General features: G+C 55.0%; 7 protein-coding genes and 1 pseudogene. 2 read left to right on the top strand and 6 right to left on the bottom strand.

The features are described from left to right. Positions 1-68: 68 nt before the first annotated feature. The gene (locus RBB75_RS00390; RefSeq protein WP_353069186.1) at positions 69-2,456 is read right to left on the bottom strand and encodes a TIM-barrel domain-containing protein; all 2,388 of its coding nucleotides are present in this window, start codon (positions 2,454-2,456) and stop codon (positions 69-71) included. Between the two features lie 943 nt (positions 2,457-3,399). Between RBB75_RS00390 and RBB75_RS00385 the strand changes: the two genes are divergently transcribed. Then, positions 3,400-4,410, top strand: a complete 1,011-nt coding sequence (locus tag RBB75_RS00385) for a LacI family DNA-binding transcriptional regulator (protein ID WP_179638543.1) — start codon at positions 3,400-3,402, stop codon at positions 4,408-4,410. Between the two features lie 171 nt (positions 4,411-4,581). Here RBB75_RS00385 and RBB75_RS00380 read toward each other — a convergent pair whose 3' ends face one another. Both RBB75_RS00380 and RBB75_RS00375 read right to left on the bottom strand, forming a co-directional pair. Continuing rightward, a complete protein-coding gene (locus RBB75_RS00380; protein ID WP_353069185.1) occupies positions 4,582-6,975 on the bottom strand; it encodes a glycoside hydrolase family 2 protein in 2,394 nt (797 codons plus the stop codon). A 55-nt stretch (positions 6,976-7,030) separates the two neighbouring features. Next, entirely contained in the window at positions 7,031-9,253 is a 2,223-nt protein-coding gene (locus tag RBB75_RS00375) for an alpha-galactosidase (RefSeq protein WP_353069184.1), read from the bottom strand. 254 nt (positions 9,254-9,507) lie between these two features. On the opposite strand from RBB75_RS00375, the gene RBB75_RS00370 reads away from it, so the two are divergent. Then, positions 9,508-11,262 (top strand): tetratricopeptide repeat protein, encoded by a 1,755-nt coding sequence (locus tag RBB75_RS00370; RefSeq protein WP_353069183.1) that lies wholly within the window; start codon positions 9,508-9,510, stop codon positions 11,260-11,262. 64 nt (positions 11,263-11,326) lie between these two features. Here the strand turns inward: RBB75_RS00370 and RBB75_RS00365 are convergent, their stop codons facing one another. From RBB75_RS00365 to RBB75_RS00355, 3 genes and pseudogenes are all read right to left on the bottom strand, one after another. Then, positions 11,327-13,117 carry a CRTAC1 family protein gene (locus RBB75_RS00365; protein WP_434557142.1) on the bottom strand — a complete coding sequence of 597 codons (1,791 nt, stop codon included), beginning with the start codon at positions 13,115-13,117 and terminating at the stop codon, positions 11,327-11,329. Positions 13,118-13,170: 53 nt separating this feature from the next. Continuing rightward, the gene (locus tag RBB75_RS00360) at positions 13,171-15,753 is read right to left on the bottom strand and encodes a tetratricopeptide repeat protein (RefSeq protein ID WP_353070426.1); all 2,583 of its coding nucleotides are present in this window, start codon (positions 15,751-15,753) and stop codon (positions 13,171-13,173) included. A 60-nt stretch (positions 15,754-15,813) separates the two neighbouring features. Then, a pseudogene (locus tag RBB75_RS00355) lies at positions 15,814-16,233 on the bottom strand (FG-GAP repeat domain-containing protein); the annotation flags it as partial. Between the last annotated feature and the right edge of the window lie 451 nt (positions 16,234-16,684).

The following is a 16,684-nucleotide window of genomic DNA, read 5'->3' as shown; positions in this document are numbered from 1 at the left end:
CGGTTCTCATTATGGATGGTATTACGCGGTGGGGACAAATTATGGCAACGATTAAATTAACGAGAATCTTAGTGCACGATTTCAATCAGACCAGTCTCTTTTTCGTTCCAAGCATTGGCGCCTTCTTGTTTCAGCTTGCCGGTAGCGTCGTCCCACTTGAGAGTTGTAATCTGCCTGTCTCCTTTTTCATAGGCGTAGGTTGTGCCGTCATCGTTGTAAAGCGTGAACTCTCCATTTGCTCCGGGGTACACTTTCACCTTTGCGATCGCCTGCTGACCATGCGTGCTTTCGACTGGAGCTCCCAACGGTAGGATTGATCCAGCTCTCACAAAAAGCGGAATAGTGTCGATAGGAGCGTTCACAGTAAGTGTTTGGCCGCCATGCAATCTCTCATTCGTCCAAAAGTTGTACCAGTCGGCACCATCTGGGAGATAGACTTCGCGGGTGCTGGCTCCTTGCTCAACCACCGGCGCGACGAGCAACGCAGGACCGAACATGTACTCGTCGGTTATATTCGAAATTTTGTTGTCATGTGGAAAATCCATGAACAGCGCCCGCATGAACGGTGCGCCGGTCTGATGAGTAAACCAGCCTAGCGAGTATATATAGGGCATGAGCGTGTACCGCAGCTTCAGATACTTCTCAAGGATCAGCTGGGCCTCGGTTCCGTAACTCCAGACCTCGTTGTAGCGTCGAGTACCATGTGTGCGCATGGTTGGGAGAAAGGTTCCATATTCGAACCAGCGTACGTAAAGCTCCGGATAATCATCGTATTGCCCCACATTATTGCGCGCGCTTGTGGGATCAATGAGTGGTGTATGAGACGGAGTATGCCTGTAGGGAAGATCTTGCCAACCACCGATATCGTTACCCGCGTAGGCAATGCCGGAGGCTGCGGTATTGAGGCCAGTTGGAATCTGGCGCCGCAAAGTATCCCATGTGGGCGATATGTCCGACGACCAGAAGATTGTGCCATTTCGCTGGGCTCCGAGATAAGCGTCCCGCGAAAGCGTGAGAGAACGTTGTTGCGGCTTGTCCCGGCGAATGCCGTCATAGATCGCACCGGTGTGCGATAACGGATACACATTGAAGTACTGTGTCCCTGGACCGATGCTCAGGTAAGCTCCGTCAGGCGGAAGGTCTGGTTCGGTTTCGTCGGCCCAGAAGAAGTCGAAACCTTTTGCAGCGATATTGTCTCGAATCAGTTTCCACCACCAAGTGGCTGCTTCGGGGTTTGTCGTATCGATGTCTGATCCTGCTTTATCGTATGGCATGCCGTCAACTGGCTTGCCCGGTGCCGGCTCGTCGGCGGTCACCGGAAGTCCGCTTGCGTAGTGCTCGAACCAGCCTTTGTTCAAAAGGAAGTCGTAATAACGCGACCCTGGCGCAAAACGTGGCCACACGCTAATCATCGACTCGACGTTGTCAGTATGTAGTTGCTTATTCATGGCCACAGGATCGGGCCATGCCTGGGCATCAAAGTCATACTGACCCATCTGCGTGTAATAGAACCAGTCCACGACGATGATATCCAAGGGCAGATGGCGTTCGCGATAGCCTTTGGCTACGGCGAGCACTTCTGCCTGCGAGCTATAACGCTGCTTGCACTGAATGAAACCGTATGCCGCCTTTGGCAGCATCGGTGTCGCGCCTGTAAGCAGCCGATAACCCTCATAGATCTCGTCGGTGGTATCTCCCGCGATGACAAAAAACGAAACTCTTCTGCCGAGCGTCGATGTCCATTTTGTTTCGCCGTCAAAGGCTGGATAAATGGTTGTGGACGATGGGTTGTCCCATACGATTCCGTACCCCTTATTTGTGACCAAAAACGGAACACAGTACGATGGAGAAGCAGGGGCGAGATAATTAGCCACACATGTGATAGGGCGTTGCCGGTGGTCGAGGTAGCCTTCTTGATTTTCACCCAGACCGTAGTAATGCTCGTCGTCGGCTGCCCGGAAACTTGCGCCGACGGTGTAAAGTGGCAGGTCCTCCGCCTTTATACCCCGCGCATTCTTGAGAGTGTCGTCTTTTTGGTTCAACTCAGCCATCTGCCAGCCATTCATCTCAGTGAGCGAGGAACCGTCCGGCAATGTGACAGAAATGTCTGTGCCGGGCACAGAGCCTGAAAAGAACTTTGCGGTATCCGGGAGTCTTTCATTTGGACTCCGTTGATGCTCCGGAGCAACTATCACGGTCATTCGCTGACTCTTGTAGACGTCGGCACCATCTCCCCGCAAGGTGTGTATCCAGCCAGTTTGTTCCGGCTTAGCCACGAAGCCATAACCTGGACCAATCGCGGCCTCTCGGGCAATCATGCTCAATGTGACACGTACGATGTTTGGCGCATAGGGCTCGATCGTGATCTTTTGACCGTTTCTCTGGAGTGGCAGTGATTGTCCCAGTGAGATTGCCGGAACAGCTAGGAACAGCAAGGTAGAGAACCAATGATTCATTAGCGCCTCTTGAGTGTGATACCGATCTTTCGACAATACGATACTTCTGCATCGTAAGCAGGCAACCGGATACCATGGCTTCTAGGCAATGCGCGAAACGGTGCGTTGGAAAAGCGGATACAACATATGTGGCTCTCCTGAATCAGGGTTTTAGCGATCAAGCATCGTGTTGAGGCGAAGCCTGTTAACCCGCAAACGCTGCGTTAAAAAGCACGGCAAGTTTGCGTGGCGAACCCGTCTGTTGGCATCGGGAGAAAAGAACGACAGCGGAATTGTCAAGAATTTTATACGTAAACTGTAATGTTTACGCAAACCTGCGTACATGCACAGCAAGACTTCTGTCAAGCTACGATTTGTCAGCCGAAGTTACCCTCAAGAGTTATGTCTCCACGTAGCGTGATGGGGAGACGTATTGGTAGGGGTGTAGCGGGTGTCGAGCGAGGCATTCCATGACGGCAGCTCGGTGATTTTGCTTATTGGATGGCTGCAGTCTGACCCGGGACACAATAAAGCAGGGGTTCCGGTTCGAACCCGTTGACCTTGAATGAGCTGATCACGGAGCAGATGGGGGCACCTTTCCGCTTGCATTAGTTGGGCCAAAAATGTTTGCAAGAGTCATTCCTACTCCTCCTTTCACTTTATTTCTTGTCATTGGCGCGTGAGCGCGAATCGCCGTAGCCGCATCGCAGTTGAGAGAGTGCTTAACGACCATGGCTTCGAACAAGGTCCTCATAGTGTCGAGCAGAGGTCTTGTTGGCTTGACCGTTCCCAATCGCAAACGCAAGAACATATCCCAGAATCAACCTCTCAAATAGACATTTGGATACAATCTTCCGAATGCGTTGATAGAAGATATATTCAATTCATGTCCGGTTGCTATCAGCATCGGTCAAACGATGATTGCGAAAATCGGTTATGGCTAACGCCGTTCTCGCGGGGATTTATGAATATTGAAGCTGTCGCCAGACGCGCCAACGTTTCAACTGCCACAGTTAGTCGGGTAATCAATCGACCAGAACTGGTGCGGGCATCGACGGCTGCGGCGGTTCTGGAAGTCATTCGTGAGTTGAACTTCTACCCCAACCGGAATGCGCGAGCGTTGGGAACTGGCCGCAGCAGCATGTTTGGGCTGATCATTTCCGATATCACCAATCCCTTTTTCCCTGAGTTGGTGAAAGCGTTTGAGACCATTGCGGTAGAACACGGACAGGAGGTGCTGGTCGCGAACACTGATTACAATCCGGTTAGGATGGAGCATTGCCTGAGCCGCATGCTGGAGCGCAAAGTGGACGGGGTCGCCATTATGACCTCCGAGATGGATGAGGCGCTGATAGGGCCTTTCGGCAAACGTGGCATTCCGCTGGTGTTTTTAGATGGCGGGAAGCCGGCGCTTGGAGTCAACACTATCAATGTGGACTACAAGACAGGCATCGGACAGGCGATGAAGCATCTGAGAACGCTAAATCATCGCCGGATCGGATTTATCAGCGGCCCATTGAGGCTGATCTCGGCGCGGAAACGTCTGGACGCATTCATGAAGGGCATGGCAGTCGATAAGCCCCGCATGAAAGAGACATGGATCGAGGAAGGAGATCATCGGATCGAAGGCGGAAAGATTGCGATGAAGCGCATGCTAACTTCTAAGAAGTTGCCGACGGCCGTGATGGCGTCGAACGATCTCACTGCGATCGGGGCGATCGACGAGATCCATGAACAGGGTTTGCGGGTGCCGGAGGATATCTCGGTGATCGGCTTCGACGATATTCACATGAGCGCCTTTACCCATCCTGCTCTGACGACGATCCGCCTGCCCAGAACGGAGATTGCACAGATTGCCTTTCAGGCTCTGTTTGAAAGTTATGATGGGCACCAGATTGAACCGCGTCCGGGAAGAAACCGCGTAATTGAGCCTGTGCTGGTGGTCAGGAAGTCGACGGGACCACCGAAAAAGTAAAGTTGGTTTTGTCTGAGATTTGTAGTACGGCTCAGGGAAGGCTTTGTCACAGGGCGGTTTTTACTGCGGTCCGTGCTTTCGCACGAATATCCCATCCTATCGCGATGGGACTGCGAAAGGATGGGATATTCGGTCTCTGTGGAACTAGCGTTGCGGCAATGGGTGAGTTGGTCAGGCTTGTTCGGGTGAGGCTGCGGAGCACTGAATGTCGACGGTCTGCTCGCCGAGGACTGGGTGAATGGCGCGCAGGCGGAGGCTGCCAGGCTGTTCCTTCGTGCGGATCCAGATGGCTCCCGTGCCTCCAATGAGACTGAAGGGGTTGTCGCCGATGATCTCGCCGGGACCTTCGAGTTCAAGCCGGATGGCATCGTTGGCGAAGGGGCGTACCTGGCCGAATTCATCGTTGACTCGGAGGACGACGCGGGTGGTGTCGGCACCGTCTGCGATCAGTTCATGATCGTCGGGCAACAGCACGAATTGCTGATCGACGCCCTTGCCGGAGTAACGTTTTGAGATGACCTGTTTGCCGCCGATGTAGCCTTCGATGCGGAGGTCTCCCCAGGCGCGCAAGCCTTCGCCGAGCGGGATGGTGAAGGGCGCGTGTTTAAGGGAAGGGAACTGTTTGCGGTCGGGATCGCCTTCGCCGACGAGGCGTTCGCCTTTGGAGTCTTCGACGAAGAGCTTGAGGTGGTCGCAGTTGGAGGAGATCATGGCGGTGGTGAAGCCGATCGATTCGTCGTTGCGAGCCCAGTGGAAGGCGGGTTCGAGCACGATCTCTTCGGCGGGTTCGCACATCGATTTATAGAAGCCTGCGGCGGACTTCGGTGTGCGGAAGATGTCCATGACGCCGTGGTAGCAGATGCGGTCGCCGGAACCGAAGTTGTTATGCGTGTTGTAGTCGAAGGCGCACCAGCCGATGCCGCCTGCGTATTGGGGGTTGGAGGCGAGAGTGTCGTGGACGCGAGCGTGGCGGACGACGAACTCCTGCAGACGCTCCTTGCTGTCGATGGTTTTGGTGGGAAAGGTGTGGCCGACGAACTCGGTGTTGAGGTAGAGGGGATGGTTTGGGGCCTTCAGTGGCCAGCCGAAGTCGTTCATGGTGAAGACATCTTCGAGGAATTCGGACTCCTGGAAGTAACGGATGCCGCCGGTCTGGCGCAGCTCGTCGAGCGCGTGCGCAAGGGCGTTGGTGCGGGTGTAGAAGTCGTGGTTGTCGCGTGACTCGTTGATGCGGACGCCCCAGAGGATGATGGACGGGTGGTTCCAGTCGCGGCGGATCATGCGGCGAACATTATCGACCGCGATATCCTGCCAGGGCTTATCGCCAATGTGCTGCCAGCCGGGAATCTCTTCGAGGACGAGCAGGCCGATCTCGTCGCAGGCGTCCAGGAAGTACCGGGACTGCGGATAGTGTGAGGTGCGGACGATGTTGCAGCGAAGATCGTGCCGGAGGATCTTTGCGTCTTGTCGTTGGACGCGTGCGGGCATCGCCTGGCCGACGAAGGGGAATGTCTGGTGGCGATCGAGGCCGTGGAGCTTGACGATCTTTCCGTTGAGCGAGAAGCCTTGCGGGGTGAACGTCGCCTCACGGAAGCCGATGCGGCGTGCGTCTTCGTCGATGACTTTGCCGTTTTCGAGAAGTTGGACGTGAACCGTGTAGAGGTGCGGAGTTTCGAGATCCCAGAGGTTGAGCTTGCCTAGCTTATCGAGAGTAAGCGTGTAGGAGCCGGGGACCGGGGAGGTGGGCGGAAGAGCGCCGAGCGCCTGGTCGGCATCGGCTTCATGGTGTTCGATTGGCGACGGTTCGGAGATCTTTTGTGTGGCGATGGCGATGACCTTGTCCTCGTGCTCGCGACGGAGTTCGGCGCGGATCGAAAGTGCTCCGAGACGGGAGTCGGGGGCGCGATCCAGGAAGCATTCGACCTCAACGGTGGGGGCGGCACTGAGCACATTCTTTGGACGAGCGTAGATGTTTTCAAGGAAGGTCTGGGGGACGACGCGGAGTGATACCTCACGATAGATGCCACCGAAGGTGAGGTAGTCGACCTCGTTGCCGAAAGGGGGGATGTCGGCGCGCTCGGTGGAGTCGACGTCGACGGAGAGGAGGTTTTTGCCGGAAGGGTCAAGATGCTGGGTGAGTTCGAAGGAGAAGGGCGTATATCCTCCGCGGTACTCGCCGAGCTTCGTGCCGTTGAGATAGACGGTCGATGCGGTCATGACGCCTTCGAAGTCAACAAAGACGCGCCTTCCGCGTGCGGCGGCAGGGACGTTAAGGGGTCGACGGTAGAGGGAGATGAACTCGTAGGTCTTGTCGTCAAAGCTGTGCCAGGGCAGACGAACGTTGGTGTGCGGGACGACGACCCGGGTAAAGCTGGAATCGTCGAACCCGGGGGAATGGCCCTCGCTCGATGTCTTGGGGCTGTAGCGCCAGCCGCGATTGATGGGCAGGATCATGCGGCTGCCAGGAGTGGTGACGGGGGCGATCGCATGGCTGGTGGCGGCGGGGGCTATGGCACCGGCTGCAAGGACTGTTCCGGTGGAGGTGAGAAAGTTTCTGCGGTTCATGCTGTCGGGTCCGTTCTATGAGTTAGAGAAGATTCGTTTGGGATTGAAGGAGGTGTTATTTGTGTTCGACCTTCTCGAAGACAATTGCGGTGCTGTCGTAGTCGCCGATGAGATGAAGGGAGATGCCCGGTCCCATGAGTTCACTACCGGTCATCTCCTGCGGCAAGCCTGGCGCTTTTAGTGGATCGAGTGGTTTGACCCGGTAGAGGGCTGCCGGCTCGAGTCCCTGAGCGCGAAGAGTTTGAAATGGTTCTCCGTAGTGTTGCGAGTGCAGAAAGGCGAAGAGTACTGCCTGATGGCCATCTTCGGCGACGTACTCGAGCGCTGTCTGCTCGCTGGTCTCAGGTGCGATGAGACGATACAGCGCGCCTTGCTGCACGGTGGAGCGGATGGTTTTGTAGAACGCTATGAGATTTGTGGCGAGAGCGGATTCGTCAGCCGTCCATTTGGTGACGTCGCTTCCGATTCCGAGAGCACCAGTCATAGCGACCGTAAAGCGGAACTGCAGCGGGATGATACGGCGGTCGAGGAAGTTTGGGACGTCGGTGACCCACGCCACCATGACTCCAAGGGTGTAGGCGTGGGAGAAGCCATCCTGGATGGAAAGGCGGTCGAGAGCATCGGTGTTGTCGGAGGGCCAGACCTCGTCGGTGTAGCGGAGAATGCCGAGGTCGACGCGGCCGCCACCGCCGGAGCAGGACTCGATCTCGAGCTTCGGGTGTCGTTTGCGCAGTTCGGCGAGTATCTCGTAGAGGTTGTTGATGTAGCGAACATAGATCTCCTTCTGCTCCGGCAATGGCACTGCATCCCAGCCCGGCTCGGACCAGTTGCGGTTGTAGTCCCACTTGAGGAAGGCGATGTCGTTCTCGCTTACAAGCTTGTCCAGAAAGCTGAGGATGTACTGCTTTACGTCATCGCGGGCGAGGTTGAGCACGAGTTGGTTGCGGGCTTCGGTGCGCGGGCGGCCAGGGAAGTTCATCGCCCACTCGGGGTGCTTGCGATAGAGATCGCTGTCCGGGTTGATCATCTCGGGTTCGACCCAGATGCCGAAGTCCATGCCGAGTTGATGGACGCGATCGATGACGGGTTTGAGGCCGTGGGGGAACTTCGTCTGGTTGACGTACCAGTCGCCGAGACCGGCGTGGTCGGTGACGCGCTGGCCGAACCAGCCGTCATCGATAACCATGCGCTCAACGCCGAGGCTGGCGGCCTTTTCGGCGAGGGCCAGCTGGCCGGCTTCGTTGACGTTGAATCCGGTTGCCTCCCAGGAGTTGTAGATGATGGGCCGTGGTTTGGGATGCGGTGCTCCGGGCAGAATCTGCTGTTGCTGGAAGCGGTGAAGAATTCGCGAGGCTTCGCCGTGTCCTTTGCTGGTGTAGCCCGCGTAGAAGATGGGGGTTTTGAGAGATTCCCCCGGACCGAGAGGATAGGAGAAGTCAAAGTTGTTGTAGCCGCCCGTGATTTTGACGCGATGGCTGAAGGTTTGTTCGACGTCTATCTGCCAGCTCCCGCTCCAGCCGAGTTCGGCGAACCAAACGGGGCCTGCTGTCTCGGTGGTCTCGCCGGTGCGTCCGATGGCGAGCCATGGATTGGACTGGTGTGAGGTGCTGCCGCGGCGGCTTTCCAGCACGCTGTGGCCAGGCACAAGGGGGACGGTGTGCAACTGCCACTCGGCTCCCCAGCGGCCACTTAGTGAGCTTAGCTCGTAGGAGGTACTTGGAGGCAGGTTGAGGGTTGCGGAGGCGGCTTGTTCTACCGTGATGACTCCCTTGGTGCGATTTTCGATTTGAGACCAGCGAGCGAGAATACCTGGCGCGTACACCTTGTAGAAAAGATGGACATAGACCTCGGCGAGGCGGTCACGGAGTGTGATCTCCAATTGATTGCCGTTGGGGCCGTCGGTCTGTTTGCTATCGAGATAGTCGAGGAGGAGCGAACGGTTGCCGTCCGGGAAGCTGATTTTGAGGGCGGGCTGCGTCGGTATGCCGCCACCCCAACCGGCGTATTCGAGTGGGGTGGCCGACACGGAAGGATCGAAGGAGGCGGCCTCCGGGTAGGCTTTTGGCGTGGCTGGAGTCGACGGCCCTTCTAGGCGTGGACCCCAGTACATTGTCTGGAGACCGTTCTGATCGTTGACCCCTATTTCGTAGGTCATCTCACCTGCGGACAACTGCCAGACGCGTGTAGCAGGATCGTAACGAATCGCAGACTGAGGGAGCGCAGCCCCTGAGGTCACTAGCGCCGCAAGAAGAACGAGGTAGACTTTACGTCCAGGCAAGAAGAGCTCCTTAGTTTGGAGAGTCAAAGTATCTGCGCGGCGCAGAGCGCGGGTTCGTTCGATCTTGTCTAATGTACGCGCATACATTGCAGGCTAGCAATTGTAAATTTGTGGATGCTACAAGGGATCGTGCTTGCAATTCGCGTTTATATGATGATGGTTGCTACGCCAAGTCGAGAAATGCAATTCAAAACAGGGCAAACGCGATTCACCTTCCTCCTGAAAGAGACGGAGTTATAGTTGCAGTCAAGTACATGAAGAACCCCACTAACAACCTGTTTGAGACGAGTGCAGCGAATTCACCGAGGGTAATATCGCGCGAATTACTTTCTCACGCCAAAATGGGCGCTGCTAGTTGGGTTCGTGGTGTTTTGGTGGCTGTCGCTGTGCTTCTGTTTGTTGTCTCCCTTGACTTGGCATTTGCGCAGCAGATCTCTGCTGACGTGACGGGGGTTGTACAGGGAACTGTCCATTCTCCAAACGGTAAACCTGTCGACGGCGCAGTCGTGAGGCTCGAACAGAAGGGGGCTCATGCTGGTATCGAGATTCAAACCAACGCAGATGGCACGTTCGCGTTTTCGCCCATTCAACCGGGAATATATCGGCTGAGCGCGGAGAAACCGGGATTCCGTGGCCGCGCTGTAACTGTCACACCATCTTCAAAGGGCACCCAACAGAAGGTTGATCTGGTCCTAGAAGATGGAGGTTCAGGCCAATTTACGCCCGGGACAAACTCTTCGTCTTCCGGACAAGCTATGGCGTTCGCCGACAAACCGAACTTCACCGTTGCGGGAGTGACTGATTGGACGGCGGTAGGGGGGCATGGATCGGACTCTATGCTGCGGACCAGCGAAGCTCTCGCGAGTGAAACAGTTACGCTCAAACCATGGGATCAGACAGGCAGTATTGGAACAGCTGATGCTGCTCCTGTTAGAAAGGAGATTGAAGGCAAGTTGCGCTCAGAGTTGAAACATTCTCCGGGAAGCTTTGAAGCGAACCATAAGCTTGGTGAATTCTATCTTCGAACTGGCCGGTACGGCGAATCGTTAGCGCTTCTACAAAATGCATATCGGATTAATCCGGAGAATCTGAAGAACCAGTACGACCTAATTCTGGCTTATGACCGGAGTGGTCGTACTGCGGCGGCCCTCGATCGCGTCCATGAGCTACTCAAGCAACATGGGAACGGGAAGCTATATCGGCTTGCGGGTGAGTTGGATGAGACATCAGGCAATCCTCTAGCCGCCGTTCATGAGTATGAGGAGGCGGTCCAACTGGAACCCAGTGAACAGAATTATTTTGAGTGGGGTTCTGAGTTGTTAATTCATCGAGCTATTTGGCAGGCACAGGAGGTCTTTCGCAGAGGCAACGAAACCTACCCTAGGTCGGCCAGAATGCTTACGGCCCTGGGTGCGGCTCTCTTTGCCGGCGCGCTGTACGAGGAGGCGGCCGCTCGCCTGTGCCATGCTTCTGATCTTGACCCGATGGACTCTGAGCCGTATATGTTTATGGGTAAGATGCAGATTGTGGCTCCCGATATATTGTCGTGTGTTGAGCAGAGACTGGCACGGTTTGTAAAGGAGCAGCCTGATAATGCTCTTGCCAACTATTTTTATGCGATGGCGATCCTAAAGAGGCAGCACTATTCGGAGGAGACCCAGACCATGAATCAGGCCGAGGCGCTGCTTGCGAGAGCTGTCTCTATCGATGCAAAATGCGGCGACGCTTACCTCCAGCTCGGGATACTGTCTGCGTCTCGATCCGAATTTTCCGAGGCGATCGATTTTTATAAAATGGCAATCGAAGGGGAGCCGCAGCTGGGCGAGGCCCATTACCGGCTCGCGCTAGCCTATGACCGAGTCGGTGAACGAGCGAAGGCCGAAGAAGAGTTCAAGCTTCACGATGAGATCAAGAGTCAACAGGCAGAGGCCATTGAGAAGAAACGCCGCGAGGTTAAGCAATTCCTCATCATTCTGCCAGATCAGCCCGTTCCTTCGACGGCACGATAAAAGCAAGCAGACTGATCCAGCGCTTGTCGACTGCGCATCGCTGATGAGAACCGGTCACATCTCCCTATGTGGAGCGCGAGGTGGAGGAGGGCTTGAAAGTTGCGACGATTCCGTAGCCTTCGCGGATGGTTAGTATCTGATTCGGTTTGACCTGCAGGAATCGTTCGATCTTTTGCGTCGTCGGCCACTTGACTTCAATTACATCCACTACTTCGGCCTTGCCCAGACCGAAGTGAATGCGCAGATCGCTCTGCGACATCACGCTTGTACCGCTATGGACTTCGTCCATTTGTATGTGCTTGCCAATTATGACCCGCACACGAGCTCCGATTGCGGTGCGATTGCACTTCACGCCAAGTAGTTTGATCTTGATCCAGTTTTGTTTGTTGCCTCCGTTGTTGCGAAGGAGTGATGGCAAATCGTTCATGTTAAGAATCAGCACATCCATGTTCCCGTCGTTGTCATAGTCTCCGAAGGCCGCGCCCCGGCTGGAAAAATGTTCGGCGATGCCGAGCCCCATCGACGACGAAACATCCTTGAAGCGTCCATTGCCAAGGTTCTTGTAAACCAAGCGCGGGTTCTTGAAGGTCTGATCGAAATGGTAGTTGTCGATCTCGGGGTAAACGTGTCCATTTACCTGAAGGATGTCCTGCCAGCCATCATTATCATAGTCAATAAAAGCGCATCCCCATGCGACATAGCGGTTATTGATTCCAACCCCAGAGGGAAACGTAACATCGCTGAAGGTTCCATCGCCGTTGTTGTGGTAAAGGTTGCAGGTGTCGTCCGCGAAGTTGGTCTTGAAGATGTCGAACCAGCCGTCGCAATCGTAGTCGGCGACCGCGACACCCATTCCGGCCTGCTCATGGCCGCTATCGCTGTAGGCGCAACCGGCGATAACGGCGACATCGGTGAACGTTCCGTCGTGATTGTTCTGGAAAAGAATACTCGGTTGTGAGTCCACCGCAACATAGATGTCAGGCCAGCCGTCGTTGTCGAAGTCGTAAGAGACGGAGGTTATAGAGTATCTCGGGCCGGGTTTCAGGATGCCCGACTTTTGCGAGACGTCGGTAAAGGTGCCGTCTCCATTGTTGTGATAAAGAATGTTCGTGTCGCCAGGAAGGCCGCGGGGGCCGCACATGATGGGCACTCCCTTCCACTGACAATAGTGCGTATCGTCTGCGGCTGGAATTGTCTCCGGATTCAACTTGAGATAGTTACAGACGAAAAGATCGAGGTGGCCGTCCCTGTCATAGTCGAGAAAGGTGCAGCCAGCGCCCCAACGGAACTGTTCCTGATAAAGGCCGGCATGATGAGTGACATCAGTAAAGGTTCCATTTCCATTGTTGTGGAAGAGGATGTTATGCCCCCAGAACGTGCAAAATAGATCGTCCCATCCGTCGTTGTCGTAGTCGCCGATGCAGACGCCGGTCTGCCAACCGGTGACGCCCAGACCTGACTTCTCGGTGACATCAGTAAACGTGCCATCGCGATTGTTCTTGTAGAGATGAGATATTGGTGCCTTTCCAACGGGCCAATGGGCATCCAGTCGATTCCCATTGGTGAGATAGATGTCCAGCCAACCGTCGTGGTCGTAGTCAAAAAAAGCCAGCCCACTTCCCTTGGCCTCGATAATGGAGCGCTTGTGGTCGATACCGCCCCACACATTTGGGATTGTCAATCTGGCTTGCTGCGCGACGTCCACAAACTGCACTGGGGGCAGGGGATTTGATTTGGCGGCTTGGATCAGCGTTGGGTCTCTCCATTGCCAGAGCGGAGTGGTTAGCGCTTCCATCAATGGGGTGCCAAGCATAACAAGAGATGAACCGAGGAAGCGACGCCGGGGAAGATTCATAGGTTGCGATTATAGAGGGACAGGATTGGTTGGGTCGGGGTTTGAAACTTCGATTAAGGCACTTCGTTCAACATCTCCGTGGCGTGTATGGCGCTCGGGTTCTCAGGCTGAATGCGGAGCAGATCCTGCAAAACCTCTTTGGCTTTTTTCCTGTCGTTGCGCAATGCGTAGAGTCGAGCAAGATTGAGATAGGACTGGTCGAAACTTGGGACGATGCGGATGCAAGTCTTGAACCGCTCCTCTGCCTTCGCGTAGTCCTGCTCTCTCACGAAAAGAACGCCAAGGTTGTTCAGTGCTTCAGGATAATCGGGACGCAGTCCGACGGCTTTTTGCAGATAATCCGATGCGTTTTGCATCTCGCTTTTCTGTGCGTAAAACATACCGAGACTGTAGTTGATTTCAGGATTGTCGGGTTCAATTTCGATCGCGCGGTTCAAGCAGTTCTGTGCCTTCTCCACAGCGCCCTGTCGTCGGTACACATTTCCCAAGTTCAAAAGAGCAATGGCATAGGTTGGTCTGAGGAGTAATGACTGTTGAAAGTTCTGGATGGCTTCGTCAGGATGGCCTTCCTGGGCAGCCATCATTCCAAGATTGTTCCACGCCTCGGGATAGTTTGGACGCAGCTTCAGCGTTTGTTGAAGGTATTGGCGTGCCTGCTTGAAGTCATTTCTTCGCAGGCTGAGTGTCCCCAGGTTGTAATAGCCTTCCGGATCATCCGGTTTTGCGGCGATGACCTGCTTGAATGACTCAGCGGCCTGTTCGAGATAACCATGCTGAAAGAGCGCTACCCCGTAAGTAAAGTCATTGCGTTGAAATCCGCCTTGGTAGAGCACTCCGCCTAGAGGCATCGCCTTTTGCATGCGACCCGCTGCCGTGGTTGGAACAGACCTTACATCCTCGAGGAGACGCTCGGCGCTAAGCAGTCCCTGATAAACCTTGACGATCATGCCGTCTCTGTCCAGCAGGAAGGAGGTTGGAATCGCTAGGTCTCTGCGACGATCGAACAAGTAGCGATAGATGATGTTATAAATTCCCGCTATCTCTACGGTTGCGAAGACAAGCGGAAAGGAAAATTTCTCTTGCGCCGCGAATGACCGAGCTTTATCGAGATCGTACAGTTCGTCGACGCCCATTGCGAGGATCTTCAGTTGGCTTGCGGTGAAGGCTGACCAGTGATGATTAAGAAGTCTCAGCTGGTCGGGACAGAGCGGCGCTGTTGTTGCCCAGAAGTTGAGAAGCACAAAGTTACCGCGTAGAGCTTGGAGACTTCGCATGCTGCCCGTGAGATCAGGTAGGGAAAACTCTGGCGCCATTATGGGTTCAATGAGCCACGTATCAACCTGTGATGGTAGAGGCTCTAACGTCGGCGGGGCGCCTGCTTGTGCCAAGGAAGGGTTGGGGGCGGCGAAGGGTTTGGCTATAAATGCGGGGGCACCCTCTTCGATTTCGATCCGGTGGTTTACTGGTAAATTCTCGAATTTTTGAGAAAGCCCACTCGGCCAACAGATCGTGACGCTGGTCGGTCCCTCCGACTTCCCAACCCCAAAGAACACCTCTTTGGAATGCTGAGCCAGAAACCCGGAGCCTGCTTGCAGATACTTTGTCTGACTGAGGGTTCCAGCTTTGACCGTAATCGCAGTTCCGATCGCATCGCGATTGCTTTTGGTGCCTCGTAAACGGAATGCAATCGAGGCGCCGATATCTTTCATCACATTATGAAGGATCCGTAGCTGGGGGGCGTTGCGGTTTTTGAGGATGAGCTCCAAACGTCCGTCGTGGTCGAGATCGGCGAGGACGAAAGAGCGGCCGTCCTCTGGGAAGTCCAAACCGAGCGCACCCGAAACCTCAGAAAATGTGCCATCGCGGTTGTTCCTGAAGGCTACATTTCTTTCATGGCCGCTCCATGAGGTGTCCGATCGAATCAATTCGTTAAGAGCGTTCCAACCACGCTCGTAGGCCAAAGCGGGGACAGCGTCTTCGGGAGACTTCGCAACCACTTGCCGCCAGAAAAAACTGCTGAGATCGCTTCGCTCTGATTGACGCTCAGAGGCGGAGATGTACCCATTGGCGACATAGAGGTCAGGGTAGCCGTCATGATCGAAGTCCCACAGATCTGAGCACCAGGCCCATCGGCCCATCTCTACTCCGGCTCGCTGGCTGATGTTTTGAAACTGCCCATTCCCTTGATTTCTGTAGAGCGCATTTCCCCGCGCGTGCCGCTGGTAGAGTGCGCGGATTTCTTCCGAAGCCTTTTCCTGAAAGTGCATTTGCGTTGAAACCCTTTGGCCCGCCGCCGACCACATATTGGCGACATAGATATCTTGATTTCCGTCGTTATCAAAATCGGACCAGCAGGCACTCATCCCTGCTCCCACGTCCTCAACGTTGGCCGAGCTCGAGACTGCGGTGAACGTTCCGTCTCCGTTGTTCCGATACAAGTTATTGCGCCCGAAGTCATTGGCCACGTATAAATCGGGAAAGCTATTAGAGGTGGATTCGCCCCAGGCGCACGCGAAACTGTATCGGTTGTTATCAACATTCAGTCCTGCGGCTTCGGTATTCTCGACAAAGGTACCGTTCCCCTGATTGTGCAGCAGGCAATTGGCTGGGCCATTCCGGGCGTCGAAGTAGGGCACTGGATAGTGATACTGATCGAGGCCCAGGTAATAGCTGTACAGGCAAAAGTAGATGTCGAGAAGTCCGTCGCGATCGTAGTCGGCAATCGCAGCATGTGTGAACGATCCCTGAGGAAGACTCGTAAATTGGAAGGCGTCGCGCTTGATCGCAAACGTTCCGTCCCCTTTATTTAGGAATAGCAGGGGGCCGCTCCCGCAAACCACCAGAAGGTCCTGAAACCCGTTATTCCTAAAGTCGGCGAACAGAGCGCATGCGGTATTGTCCAGCACTCCGACGCCGGATCTTTCCGTTACGTCTTCGAAGGTGCCGTCACCCCGATTGCGGTACAGGCGGTTCGGCAGACCTGCCGGCTGACAGACATAAAGATCGTCGAATCCATCGTTATCGAAATCCCCCGCGGCTATGCCGTTGTTGCCGTAAACGTCGATGCCGCATGCGCCATCCAAGACCGTACGCCAATAGTCGGACCCGCGAAGCATTTGCTTTGTATACGATTCCGTTCCACCGAGAGATTCATGGGTGACGTCAATGAAGACGGGCCCGTCAGTGACGCTCAAGATCTCTTCCGTAGCCTCCCATCTTTGTGCTTTCCAAGTTTCCAATGCGTTCCGCGATTCGTCGTAGGACCACTCGGTGCGCCACAATCCAACTCGCTCCTCGCGGTGTCGATCCTTTCGATTGGCGACGATGTCATATCGAACATTCAGGCGAACCGTAAGGGGAGCGCTCGAGACTTCCTTGATATCAGTGATTTCGAACTCTGCGGTTTCCACGCACGAGAGCTGCCCTAGCCATCTTTGAACCTCCTTGAGAAATCGCTCACGTCCAGGGACAACCTGGGACGAAAACTGTCGCTTCACGACATGCATCGCATCCCCGGAGCCTAGCCTGATCTCTTTGGTGAGAGCCAGTGGCGAGGCTTCCACGGAA

Source organism: Tunturibacter empetritectus, from assembly GCF_040358985.1.
GTDB classification, from domain to species: Bacteria; Acidobacteriota; Terriglobia; order Terriglobales; family Acidobacteriaceae; genus Edaphobacter; species Edaphobacter empetritectus.
This window is presented reverse-complemented; position numbering and strand designations above follow the sequence as displayed.